The organism is Paenibacillus sp. GCM10027629, from assembly GCF_042676425.1.
In the GTDB taxonomy this organism is placed as follows: domain Bacteria; phylum Bacillota; class Bacilli; order Paenibacillales; family Paenibacillaceae; genus Paenibacillus_K; species Paenibacillus_K terrigena.
Map to the genome: position 1 here is coordinate 1,675,996 of NZ_JBHTGZ010000009.1, position 12,486 is coordinate 1,688,481.

Genomic DNA, 12,486 nt, shown 5'->3' on the forward strand with positions numbered 1-12,486 from the left:
CTTCAGGATGAGTTACACGTCAAATATGCTAGACTTCCGCTGCCTTGCGATGGCGCCTTGCTATGGTCGATAAAGATTCCATACTGGATCCCTGATGATACTCAGACTCAGGTTCTTCGAGAATAGCACCTTCCTGAACGAAGTACGTATGTATTTCCATCCATTGGTTTTTCATCATTGCATTGTATCTACGTTGCATACCAGAAAAAGTCACAAGTAATATGCCATCTGATTTACGAATCTCACTCGGACTAAACTCCCCTCGCTCTAGCGCTTTGCGAATGGTCGCACCCCCGCCTTCAATCCCCCACAATCGGGCCGCTTCCGATAAGCCGAATACTTCATTGACGCTGATGCCATTCGGGGGGTAGGACGGAATAGGACCTTGAATGATCGAGAGCTCATTTTGCGCATATACCCGTGTATGGCCTTGCAACCGTTCCCCTTGCGCATCGTAAGCAATAACAGAAATACTAACTTCTCCATCACGTTCTACACATTGACGAACTGTCAGCAAATCTATTAACGCTGCATTCTCCTCCTGGGCAGGAAAAATGGATGCGGGCCACAGTCTTTCTCCATTCGACAAAATGACTTGAAAACACAACAGATGCCCCATAAACTCCTCCATGATCGTTCCAAGTGATGGTAATAGAACATGAAAATTTTACCATAGTCACGAAATCGTGACAACCAAAATATTACTTACCATGTCCCATTGTAAAAACACCGAAAACCTAAGAAAGAAGGAGAAACAAACGCATATAAGCCCCCATCCAATGAAGGACGAAGGGCTCTCATATAAAGTGATAGAATCCTCACGGATTGTAGGTCGTTAATCATGTCCTCGCTTCTTCAAACGGTTTACAATCACCCATTCCGAAATAACGATATTGATGACCAATCCAACCCAGATATTGACTTCAAGCACTTGATTCAGTATAGGTTCAACGCCTTGGAACGGCACGCCGCTATGTCCTGCGAGATAGATCAATATGCACACTGGCGTAACGATGCGTGCACTAGCAGCGACAAGGGTCATGGCATAATTGCGGGTCATCCATACACCGTGGGCCTCGAATTTTCTATGACGGGCTGACCGATATCCTTGCCACCCGGTAAATAGCCATAACGCCACCAAGCTCAAAAAAGCCATTTGCCGGATATAACTTGACGTATACATCCCCACAATCAAACCGGTTATGCTGCCTATGGCTACGAATACCAAATAACTTCGTCCAACGATCCGGTGGACGTAGGGTCGTCTGGCTCGCAGGCCGGGAAGAAATTGCAGCCACCCTACAATAAGAGCAAACAGCGATGCGAAAATATGGACGAGCAGCAGCGGGTAATGTAGATTAAACGAAGGGTTAAGCGATACTCGACTTTGCTCAGGATCAAATAAGACATAAGGAGCTATGGCAAAACCGGCGGCACCAAACGTAAGCACAACGATAATCATCCACCCGATCTTGTTTTTAGGGACGTTCGACATATGCTCCTCCTTGACTAATTTGATATTTCAACAACGGCTTGAAATGACGACGAATTCGGAATCGATTTCATCATGTAGTCGGCCAAGTCCGCGCGTGAAATCCCTTGTGCCTTAAGCAGTGGCTTATTAAGAGCCGTCCGATACGTTCCTGTCTTTGATCCGTTCGTTAACCGGGGAGGACGAATGACGGTCCAGTCCAACCCTGATTTCCGTACCATATCCTCCATTCGTGCCATATCTTCATAAGCGTATTTGTACATAGGTTGAATTACAAACCGGATCACTAGCCGTTGCAGCAAAGGAGTATCGGATGGAACCACCAATCCCGCAGAGGATAAGCCGATCAACCGACGCACGCCTGCTCCCTCCATTGCCTTGACGATATTCTCTGTTCCTTCTGAGTAGACTGTCGTGGGTTTGCGATGATTTACGCCAAGCGCCGATAGTACCGCATCTTTGCCGATGATCCATGGACTGAACGAAGATAGGTTCAGAACATCTCCCTGAACGACTTCCAACTGTTCATGGCGAATGTCAACCGCTTCTGGGTTGCGAACGATTGCGGTCACTTCGTGACCGAACTCAAGTGCCTGCATGACAACTTGACGTCCGGTGCCACCTGTAGCTCCGAATACGACGATTTTCATCCTGCTGTGCCCCCGGTAAGATCTTCAACAAGCCAGCGCACGATGGCTTGATGCCCTTCAATCGTAGGGTGGAGGCCATCCCATCCTATGAATTTCGCCTGTGCCGGTTGTCCGAATCCTACTTGCGTATCTACAACAACATCAGGCAAGCTGCGGATCATGTCGCCGACCGAGCGTATGTCTTTGTTACGCCAGCTTAATTGCCCCATCTTAAAATATGGGAACGCGTCCATTCTCTCTTCATCGAAAGTCGGCGGTGTAATCCATACCCATTGAGATTGCGTACGCGCTGCAGCAATCCGCCGAATCTCAACTAAGTTTTTGGCGGTTTCTTCTAAGCTGACTTGCGTTTTGGTTGACTCAGGCCCAACGCGCAACACATCATTGCCCCCGATCATACAAAGGATCCAATTCGGCTGCTTCTGGACAATGCCGCTGAACCGACCGAGCACTTGGGTTGAGGTGTTGCCTGATATCCCTTCATTGATCAGTTGTATCTCGTCCTGTGGTCTTTGCAGTTCAAGCAGGTGCCTAAGAATTTCAAACCATGATAGCAGATCATCTGTCGTACTCTCGCCAACGCCGATAACGGTTTCACCTGATTTGAATGGTAATCGATCGATCCGATCGGCAAAATCAGGGAGTTCCAGCAGTTGCTCCGCTGCATCTCTTGCCTGCTGAACCAATTGATCTTTGACAACCTGGAACGATGCCAAATCCATACCGTAAATGGCTGCTAACAATTTGTCGTCGAGATGACGCGCAAAGCTCAGCAGCTTATCAGGATGCTGCATTTGAATCAGTTTGGACCATTGCGGGTTTAATGAAGTTTCCATCGCTCACGATTCTCCTTTTTATATGAATCTCTTTTATTCGTTTGCACGGCTTATCGCATGTACATGCCGCCGTTGATCTCAAGCGTCTCTCCAGTAATGAAAGAGGAAAGATCTGAAGCCAAGAACAGCACGCCATCAGCCACGTCTTCTGGCAGCCCTTCCCGCCCGAGTGGGATACCGTCAATAATGAACTTGCGAATCTCCTCCGTTTTGAACCGATCGTTCGAAGTGTTGGCAATCACACCGGGTGAAATGGCGTTTACGCGAATGCCTTTACTGGCATATTCTTTTGCGATGTTTTTCGTAAAGGTGAGCATTGCGCCTTTCGCAGCCGCATACATCGCGACGCCCGGACCTCCACCACTCACAGCTGCAAGCGAAGCGATATTCACGATATTCCCTCTTCCTTTTGCTATCATCGCAGGAAGAACTGCTTGGGATAAGAACACGCAAGACTTGAAGTTGACATTGAGCATCTCGTTGTAATCGTCCTCCGTCAATTCAATCAACGGTGTCCGGCGGCTCATCTGACCAGCATTATTAACCAGAATGTCAATAGATGCACCGAATGCAGTTTGAACCTGAATCACCAAGGTGTTCATCTGATCAATCGCGGTAAGATCGGCATGAAAGGACTCAGCCTTTCCACCAGCCTCGCGGATCATACGAACCGTCTCATCTGCCCCCTCTTTATTCCGGAAGTAATGGACAGCGACAATCGCTCCGCTGGATGCAAGTCGCTCTGCGATTGCGCTTCCGATGCCTCCACTTCCTCCCGTTACAAGTACCAGTTGTCCGTCTAAATGTATATTCATCTTTAACCCTCCCTGTAAATTGGACTCGCTATTTTCCTTACGATGCTCTTCTCACCGTTCTGACCGAGCCCCAGAACATCAGCAATGCGATGACCGGGTGAAGCGCTGCAATCACATCGACGGATGAGAATACTTGAATCGTCAGAAACTGCACCACGACGAGCACAAATAAACCTAAACTGATCCATCGCTTAAGTCCCTTTATGTCACTTACGAACGTTAGCAGGAACATGATGAATGGAACCAAAGCGAACATCTTTACAAACGATTTGTGCACCGACCAATTTGCGGTATCTGAGAACGTCGCCATCCCGGCAATGAATACTTGCGCCACAATACAAGCTAAAAATAGCCAAGCTAATATTTTGTAAATGGTGCTCCCAACTTGCATGATTTAACCCCTCCCCCCTCAGATTTTCGTGTATCAATAGGTATTACAATACCTTCTGAAAATCACGAAATATGGGGTGAAAAAGTCACAAAACGATCAACGAACAGGTACATTCCAGTCAATCAGACCACGAGCGATAAAGGATATGCTACAATATTGCCAAATCGTTTTTTACTACATGGTTGGAGGAAACGACATGAATAGCAGACGGACGGTATTGATCGTTGACGACGATAAAGAAATCGTGGAATTAATGAGGGATTTCCTCGAAGATGAGCAATTTGAAGTGCTTGAAGCATATAACGGTGCACAAGCGATAGAAGCATTGGATCGTCAGCGTGTCGACTGCATTCTGCTGGATGTAATGATGCCCGGCCAGAGTGGGCTGGAGCTATGCAGACAAATTCGGAGGACACAAGATACGCCGATCCTTTTCCTTAGCGCACGGGGAGAGGATGTGGACAAAATCCGCGGCCTCAGCATAGGTGGTGACGATTATATCGTGAAATCCGCTACGCCCGAGGAAGTCGTCGCCCGCATTAAAGCAGTGCTCCGCCGGTCTGGCAAGCATGAAAAAGGTCTACAACTCGTGCTCGACTTCGGCAGACTTGTCCTTGATGTAAAGGCACATGAAGCAAGAGTTGATGGTCATCCAGTATCCATGACGCCCAAAGAATTCGATATTCTCTGCTTATTCGCAGAGTATCCTCGTCAAGTATTCACGTATGAACAGCTGCTGCAGCGCTTCTGGGAGGGGATCGGTGACAAGCATTCCGTCACTGTACATATTGGAAGGATTCGAGAAAAAATCGAAGAAGATCCTAGAAAGCCAGCATTTATTACCAATGTGTGGGGCGTGGGTTATCGGTTTGAAGGGGTGCGAAGATGAAGGCGCTCCGAATTCGCCAATGGATGGTCATCGGAATGCTTATCGTGCTGATCCTACCGCGGTTATTCTATGAAATTCCAGGTCTGTTCGATCGTTATATCGGAGAGAGCAATAAGCATTCACGGCAGGAGACGGCCTTGGACACCTTAATGCGTGAGGTTGGCAAGGAAGACATCTCACGTTGGCGAGATCCGAGCTGGCAGTCAACACTCGGGAACATGATCGCCACCTCGCATGTGGGAATCATCTTACTCGACACTTCTGATCATGAAATCTATCATTCCGTCCCTGCAGGATATGAATCTACCGCGTATCGTGAATTAAGCGTCATGGAGCAAGGTCAATTGCGGGGGAAAGCCCTCTTCTACGTTCCGATGCAGACGAGCCACATGGCGACAGCATTCGCCATCATCGCAGGATTATGCGCCATTCTATTTATCGGATGGCAAATGGGACGTGTGGTCGTGAAACCATTGGAAGCGATGAGTGCTGCTGCTAGACGAATCGCTGGCGGAGATCTGGATTTTCATCTTCCCGAATCTACCGTTATGGAAGTAGCCGATGTACGTGCCGCATTCCATGCGATGGGCAAGGGACTTCGTGATTCACTGATTCGTCAGTCGGAATTAGAAGAAGAACGGCGCTTCTTTATTAGCTCGATTGCACATGACTTAAGGTCGCCATTATTTGTTTTGCGAGGATTCTTAAATAGATTGGAACGCGGTCTAGCAAGCCATCCAGAGAAGGCTTCTAGGTATGCTGCCATTTGTAGCAAAAAGGCAGAACAGTTGGAGCATCTTGTATCTGATCTTTTTTCTTATAGCCAGCTGGCATCATTGGAGCAACAGCTTCGACATGAGCCTTTGAATATCACTGCTCTTCTCACAGACATGGTTACTGAATATTTGCCGGTAGCCAAGGAAAGAGAAATAGATTTGGTGTACAATGCATCGGCGACGGAACATGTACTCCATGGCGATGCTCATATGCTAAGGCGAGCGATCGGAAATCTGATCGATAATGCCCTTCGTTTTACACATAGTAACGGCATCATTGTTATCCGCTTGCACGTGGAGGACACACGAGTCCTCTTCACCATTGAAGATTCGGGTCCGGGAATTCCTGAGCACGCATTGCCTCATATTTTTGAAGCTTTCTACAGGGGCGATGCTTCAAGGAATCCAGAATACGGCGGTACCGGGCTTGGACTCACGATTGCACAGCGTATTCTAAGAGCACACAAAGGCGATCTCACGGCTCAGAATCACAGTCAGACGGGGGGCGCAATTTTTACTGGCTGGATTGCTTTGCACACGACTATTTAGCGTCCTGCTATAAAATCTTGCAAAGGCTTCGCAAAACCTTTCCAGCCGTCAGGGATCGATGCACGATCATGGATATATACCTTTCGTATATACTGAGATATATTCGTCACCCGCTCCTCTATTAATATTTCTTTGATGTCGGATGCTCTGGAAGGCCAAATTGTATTCGATCCTTCTACATGAAGGAATTCGTTCAAAGGAAGGAACATGTTCGGACTTTTCTTATAAGTACAATGCTTGGGGAACCTCGGCGAGCTTCCGGAGTCATATTTGGACAGCTTCACCACTGAAAAATGAGCTAACAATAGATCGTGAGCATCGAATTCCAGAATCGCAAATGCTTCGCTCGGTTCTCTTCGGGTATAGGTATCCAGCATCTTCAGACAATCCCTCCTGGTAGGCCAGAAAAAGACATGTCGATCCAGTGTTGCCCGGAATTCCTGCATCGTGGTCGATGCATCGATCAATTGCTCAGGAATGCGAAGATGAGCATTGATCATGACAAGATTTTCACGAAATGCTACTTCCTTAGGATGTAATCGGCGCTCTCCTGCATCGTATGGGTGTATGTGATAACTGGAGCACAGCGTATCCAATTGAGCTATCATCTTCAAATTCTGTCCTCTTGTAAAATGATATAGCGATTTTCTGCCTTTCGATTTCGTTACGATGTTGACAATGTCCTCCTGGTCGTTCAACGCCCACACTCCTTCCACCATTACCTTGTGCCAACCAAAGGAAATTTATGAAGCGCGCAAATAAAAACAAGACCCTGACAATTCGTCAGAGTCTGCTAATAATTTCGGTACTACATCTTGCTTAGGACGAAGCTAACATCGCTTGCATATCTTCCTCAGCGGTTGTAATCAATTTCAATCCGAACAACTCTACTAGGACATCGAGTACACCGGGCGAGATAAACTCCGGCGGTTTTGGTCCAATCCGAATATCTTGAATGCCAAGGCTGAATAGGCCAAGAAGAATCGCTACCGCCTTTTGCTCGAACCATGACAATACGATGCTGACCGGGAGCTCGTTCACTGTACAACCAAAAGCATCTGCTAATGCAAGAGCAATTTTGACCGTAGATCCGGAGTTATTGCACTGACCAAGATCGATATAACGCGGTATGCCTGTATCTCCAACTGTACCATAATCGACGTCATTAAAGCGGAACTTGCCGCAAGATGTTGTCAAGATGACCGTATCGTTCGGTAAAGAGGTCGCGAGTTCACGATAGTAATTCCCGCCTGTTCCCGGTGCATCACAGCCTGCAATGACGAAGAAGCGGCGAATATGCCCGTCTTTGACGGCTTGAATGATCTCTGGCGCAAGGCCAATCACCGTCTCATGGTGATACCCTGTCGTGAGCACTTGCTCGGACTCGATATTCGCCTCTGGCAGCGATAATGCCCGTTCAATAAGTGGAGAGAAATCGTCTTCCACGATCTTCGTAACACCCTCTAGGCCTGCAACTTCATAAGAGTAGAAGCGATCTGCGTACGTGCCTTTAATCGGCATGACACAGTTTGTGGTCGCCAGAATCGCACCTGGGAACTGTTCGAACAGTCTGCGTTGATCGTACCAAGCCTTGCCGATATTGCCTTTCAAATGGGAGTATTTCTTGAGCGCTGGATATCCGTGGGCAGGCAGCATTTCCGAGTGGGTATAAATGTTAATCCCCTTACCCTCGGTTTGGCGCAGCAATTCCTCCAGCGCATATAGATTATGTCCTGTGACGACGATGCAATGACCTTCAATTTTATTCTGACTAACCGTAATCGGCTGTGGAATACCAAATCGAGTCGTATGGGCATGATCCAAGACGTCCATGATCCGAACGGCAGCATTTCCGACTTTCATCGCCATGTCCAGATGCTCTTGCAGATTAAAGTTAGAGTTCGTTAAGGTCATATACAGGGCTTCGTGTGTAATCCGATCGACTTCGGGATCCGTGTATCCTAGCTGTCTCGCATGGGTCGCATAGGCTGCAATTCCTTTTAACGCAAAAATCATCGTATCCTGCAAGCTCGCGATGGTCTCATCCTTGCCGCATACCCCAACGACGGTGCAACCGCCACTTGGCGTCTGTTCACATTGGTAACAGAACATATCGTTGTCCTCCTTCAAGAACATCATTTGTTACCCACAGCATAGCAGAGCACCCTAGCGTGAATTGTGATTACACACACATTAGATTTGAACATTTCATGCCATCGTCAATGCAGCAACTTTTTCCATTATTTCAGCGTTATCTAATGGATATATAAGGAAAAGGCGGTCGATCTTTGTGAAGCTGGAAAGTCTCAATCGTATCAAGTTCTCCTGTGCGCTCATCATCCTAGGACTAGTCATTTTAGTTGGTTGCGTCACGGCCTTCGCCAACGCTTATTTCTCTGAATCCGTGTTTTATGTCAATGATTACAAATATAAACAAGCGAATGAACAAGGGAATCTGGTGCGTTATACGGCCGGACCCGTTCCATCCATCGACGTGCAAATCGATGGCCAGAATCGTAATGTCATTATTCATCAAGAAACCTATTCGATTCACAAGAGCTTAGGTCCCTATGGAAGCAACCAATATCGCCTCACTTACCCGAACGGGCATCAATACACAGTCAATGATCAATCCGGCTACCTTATGAGCTTTGATGCGAAGGGAGAAATCGTGGGGCCGCCCGTCTATATTGGCAGAGAGAGACGTCTTCTGGATGGAGAAGAGGAATATTACCCAAATGAGCTTGTTACAGCAGCCTATTCGGAATATCATACCGCACAAGGCAGTTCGGGCCTTTTTATCCTCTCCCTCCTGTTATTTATTTATGGGTGGTGCGGATTCCGATACGAGAAATTTCAAAATTTCCTATTCGTTATCTCGCTGCGCTGGATATGGGTGAATAACGCGGAACCTAGCGATTTTCACTATTTCATGTGCAAGTTAGGCGGTGTGATATTGATGATTGCCGCTGTCTACTTCGCTATCCAATCTTTATGGGTTCATTAAGATCTTCTCCAATCCACCAAATCCGACAGATGCCCGAAGCGACTAGGGGAGCATTCACGCTTTCCATCAGGCGTTAAAAGGTCTGCATCATAGCGTATGCCGCAGCTTTTCTTCAAAGTTGCTCGACCTCAACGCTTAGCACATCTTCAATTTTTTTGATGTAATAATAGATTTCTGTTGTGTATTGGTCATCTGGAACCGATAGCGTTAGATTGATTAACTGACAGTTATTCTCGAGATCCTTCAGCTTCATATACCGAATTTTGAACTCCCTTTTGCCGGACTGATGATCTTGCCCTTTTCGCTCAATCATCTTAATCAGTTCCGTCATGCGGTAGTTCGGTTCTACGACAATTTTAACGGCCACCTCATGTCGACTCAGCTTTTCGGGTCCCATCGTTCGAATGAGAAAAGGAATGATATTCACTGCTGTCATCAGCAAAAGGACTCCAGTGACCGCTTCGATGTAAAACCCCGCTCCGATCGCGATACCTAATGCCGAAGCGGACCATATAAGTGCTGCGGAAGTCAGTCCGGATATGACTTCATTACTTCTCCGAAGAATGACGCCTGCCCCAATAAAACCTACGCCACTCACAATCTGTGCGGCCAGACGCATGGGATCCATATTCGGATGATTCGGGCCACCAAATTTCCCGAACGCTTCGATCGACACGATTGTTACCAGACAACTAGCTATACAGATCACCATGCTGGGCCGTAATCCAAGCTGTTTTTGTTTTATTTGTCTATCAATTCCGATAAGGAGTCCGAATAACAAAGAAAGACTCAGTTTCATCACCATTTCCAATTCCATCATCATTCATATCACCTCTTACTATTGTTCCAAAGCACAACAGTTCGTAAACACCAAAAAAAGCCCTCCAGGATACCTAGAGGGCTGAATCTTGCACAAAAAGCCTTAAACTAGCACCTAATAGTCGCTTAGAATGAAGCAACAACATCTCATCATGCTTGTACAGATCGAACACTGCTCGAAGAAAAACCTTACTGTTTCAAGTTCCGTAACGGCTTCCCGCACCTCACTAGAACATGCCACAGGAGCTTTAATTCCTGAAGCACTTCCGCATGAGTACCCCGATCGCGCCATGCTGCAGAATCTTGCCTTAAGTGCTTAGCAGCTGAGCCAATCATGCTTGCATCGATATAACCGTGGTGAGCAATACGCACAGCCAAAGAAGGCATCGCAGGACCTCTAAAATCTAAAGGCACTTCGTCCACCGACAACGCAAAACCCCCATGCCAATAAAGATCAATGGAATACTTCACACATAATTGCTCCAAAATTCGCCCAGTCGGCGTACCCTGGAATGAAGGATCAGCAACAAGTATTTCTACATCGTTCTCTAGACGAATATCCCCATGCACCTGCGCTTCAATATAGTGATTAAGATTACGTTTGGGCTCCATTTCAGAAGGATCACGGAAGGCGTTCAAGAGGTTCACACGCAGGTGGTCGACTAATTTTTGTGGTCGAAGATTTGCTTCACCTAGCGCGGAATCTCTTAAGAAAATTTCCTCTAGTAACGCCGCCATCATATCATCAAATGCTGCATATGTCCCTTTCTGCACAGGATTTTGATGCGAATCCATATAGGTGTATGTACTACGGTAAGAAACCTTCGGGGATAGGAGGAAATAGCATGAGCCAAAGCGCGGAGCCGGCCCATCCGGATGACGCATCAGATCAAGGGCCCCATATTTAGGACGTTCGCTATTCGTTGTACCCTCTTGTTGATATGCGCCACCAAATAATCTATCCTCCCACAAATCACGTTGCCCACCAGGATAGGCTGATACACTGCCACTGGATAATAAAGTCTCGAATTGGCTCTTATACACGCCTTGCTCCAATAACGCTTCTGCAACACTTTTATCCGATGGGTCTAAGCGATCAGGATGGAAGTGCAACGCAATCCTCGCATGAGACTTCATTTTAGCGACAGCATCTTCGTAGGTATCAAGGCCGATATTCGACATTTGCAGAATGTCATGAATCGTTTGACAGGCCCCCTCTGTACGGTTTCTCGCGTAATCCGTCACATATGCCAGAGCTGCATATTGTGCGGGTGAAAGTTCGTTTCTCTCCATGACTTACCGCCCTCCTACTTATAGCTGTATTTTAATCGTATGATCGATCAACCCAACTTGTAATAAATTCAATCATTTTGCGAGCTGCTGGTGAACAATCTTTCAATGATTTTACCGCGATCCCAATCGAACGATGATACTCTCCCTCCAAGGGGCGAATACAAACATGGTGTGAAAAGCTGAAAAGTATCAATTCGGGAAGGATACTGATTCCTAATCCATTCTGCACCATCGCCAAAATCGCCTGATCGTCCTCTAATTCGAACTTGATGGTGGGAATGATGTGGTTCTGGGTGAATATCCGCTTAATATCGTTATCACATCCTGCAATAGGCATGATGAAAGGCTCATCTTTTATTTGATCGATGCGAATGGTGGATTCATTGCATAACGGATGGTCGATAGGCAATACACACTGCATCCGATCCTGTTGTAGAGGAATCACTTCGAGCGATGTATCTGTCGTCGGCAGATTAACGAATCCAAAATCCGAGATCCCCGTTGCAATCGATGCTTCAATCTCATGATAGTTGCCATCGAATAACTTGATATCGATCAGAGGGAATAGTTCGTGAAATTGCTTCATGATCCCAGGCAGCCACTGAATGGATACACTGGAGAAGGTTCCTATTTTCACCGTCCCCCTCTCAATCCCTTTAATCGCAGCAATCTCTTGATTCAGCTTCTCATTTAACTGTAAGATCTCTCGGATAGGTTGGATGAGGCGTTCTCCATTATTCGTTAACTGAACACCCGATCGATTCCTCATCAGAAGGCTAAGTCCAAATTCACGTTCCAAGCTTGAAATCGCATGGCTCACTGCGGATTGAGTTAAATTCAATCGCTCTCCGGCTTTTGTAAGACTTTCACATTCAACAACCTTGCTGAAGATCTCGTATTTGATCAGATTCACACTTACCTCCATATGACTTATGAAAATTATTCATGCATTACTTGATAAACATTCAT

At 46.7% G+C, this 12,486-nt stretch carries 14 protein-coding genes; 3 read left to right on the plus strand and 11 right to left on the minus strand.

Annotation, left to right across the window (positions count from 1 at the left end; translation table 11 throughout):
* Positions 1 to 28 precede the first annotated feature (28 nt).
* From ACFQZR_RS17235 to ACFQZR_RS17260, 6 genes are all read right to left on the minus strand, one after another.
* Positions 29 to 619 (minus strand): helix-turn-helix domain-containing protein, encoded by a 591-nt coding sequence (locus tag ACFQZR_RS17235; protein WP_379347979.1) that lies wholly within the window; start codon positions 617 to 619, stop codon positions 29 to 31.
* Between the two features lie 216 nt (positions 620 to 835).
* On the minus strand, positions 836 to 1,495 hold the full coding sequence (locus ACFQZR_RS17240) for a DUF2306 domain-containing protein (protein ID WP_379347981.1): 660 nt from the start codon (positions 1,493 to 1,495) through the stop codon (positions 836 to 838).
* 14 nt (positions 1,496 to 1,509) lie between these two features.
* The gene (locus ACFQZR_RS17245) at positions 1,510 to 2,142 is read right to left on the minus strand and encodes an NAD(P)-dependent oxidoreductase (RefSeq protein ID WP_379347983.1); all 633 of its coding nucleotides are present in this window, start codon (positions 2,140 to 2,142) and stop codon (positions 1,510 to 1,512) included.
* Positions 2,139 to 2,978, minus strand: coding sequence for an SGNH/GDSL hydrolase family protein (locus ACFQZR_RS17250; RefSeq protein WP_379347985.1), 840 nt, complete (start codon positions 2,976 to 2,978; stop codon positions 2,139 to 2,141). Before ACFQZR_RS17250 ends, ACFQZR_RS17245 begins: the two co-directional genes overlap by 4 nt.
* Positions 2,979 to 3,028: 50 nt before the next feature.
* Positions 3,029 to 3,793 carry an SDR family NAD(P)-dependent oxidoreductase gene (locus ACFQZR_RS17255; RefSeq protein WP_379347987.1) on the minus strand — a complete coding sequence of 255 codons (765 nt, stop codon included), beginning with the start codon at positions 3,791 to 3,793 and terminating at the stop codon, positions 3,029 to 3,031.
* Positions 3,794 to 3,830: 37 nt separating this feature from the next.
* Positions 3,831 to 4,184, minus strand: a complete 354-nt coding sequence (locus ACFQZR_RS17260) for a DUF6220 domain-containing protein (protein ID WP_379347989.1) — start codon at positions 4,182 to 4,184, stop codon at positions 3,831 to 3,833.
* Between the two features lie 196 nt (positions 4,185 to 4,380).
* On the opposite strand from ACFQZR_RS17260, the gene ACFQZR_RS17265 reads away from it, so the two are divergent.
* Positions 4,381 to 5,073, plus strand: a complete 693-nt coding sequence (locus ACFQZR_RS17265; protein WP_379347991.1) for a response regulator transcription factor — start codon at positions 4,381 to 4,383, stop codon at positions 5,071 to 5,073.
* Positions 5,070 to 6,398 (plus strand): sensor histidine kinase, encoded by a 1,329-nt coding sequence (locus ACFQZR_RS17270; protein WP_379347993.1) that lies wholly within the window; start codon positions 5,070 to 5,072, stop codon positions 6,396 to 6,398. Before ACFQZR_RS17265 ends, ACFQZR_RS17270 begins: the two co-directional genes overlap by 4 nt.
* On the opposite strand, the gene ACFQZR_RS17275 is transcribed toward ACFQZR_RS17270, so the two are convergent.
* Together ACFQZR_RS17275 and hcp are read right to left on the minus strand one after the other, a co-directional pair.
* Entirely contained in the window at positions 6,395 to 7,096 is a 702-nt protein-coding gene (locus ACFQZR_RS17275) for a DUF7002 family protein (RefSeq protein ID WP_379347995.1), read from the minus strand. The two genes, ACFQZR_RS17270 and ACFQZR_RS17275, sit on opposite strands and share 4 nt — an antisense overlap.
* A gap of 121 nt (positions 7,097 to 7,217) precedes the next feature.
* On the minus strand, positions 7,218 to 8,510 hold the full coding sequence (gene hcp / locus ACFQZR_RS17280; RefSeq protein WP_379347997.1) for a hydroxylamine reductase: 1,293 nt from the start codon (positions 8,508 to 8,510) through the stop codon (positions 7,218 to 7,220).
* Positions 8,511 to 8,688: 178 nt separating this feature from the next.
* Between hcp and ACFQZR_RS17285 the strand changes: the two genes are divergently transcribed.
* Positions 8,689 to 9,405, plus strand: a complete 717-nt coding sequence (locus ACFQZR_RS17285; protein ID WP_379347999.1) for a DUF6199 family natural product biosynthesis protein — start codon at positions 8,689 to 8,691, stop codon at positions 9,403 to 9,405.
* 112 nt (positions 9,406 to 9,517) lie between these two features.
* Here the strand turns inward: ACFQZR_RS17285 and ACFQZR_RS17290 are convergent, their stop codons facing one another.
* From ACFQZR_RS17290 to ACFQZR_RS17300, 3 genes are all read right to left on the minus strand, one after another.
* Positions 9,518 to 10,228: an MgtC/SapB family protein gene (locus ACFQZR_RS17290; RefSeq protein WP_379348001.1), complete on the minus strand. Its 711-nt coding sequence runs from the start codon at positions 10,226 to 10,228 to the stop codon at positions 9,518 to 9,520.
* Between the two features lie 185 nt (positions 10,229 to 10,413).
* Positions 10,414 to 11,517 (minus strand): DUF3626 domain-containing protein, encoded by a 1,104-nt coding sequence (locus tag ACFQZR_RS17295; protein WP_379348003.1) that lies wholly within the window; start codon positions 11,515 to 11,517, stop codon positions 10,414 to 10,416.
* Positions 11,518 to 11,548: 31 nt separating this feature from the next.
* Positions 11,549 to 12,430 (minus strand): LysR family transcriptional regulator, encoded by an 882-nt coding sequence (locus tag ACFQZR_RS17300; protein ID WP_379348005.1) that lies wholly within the window; start codon positions 12,428 to 12,430, stop codon positions 11,549 to 11,551.
* Positions 12,431 to 12,486: the final 56 nt, after the last annotated feature.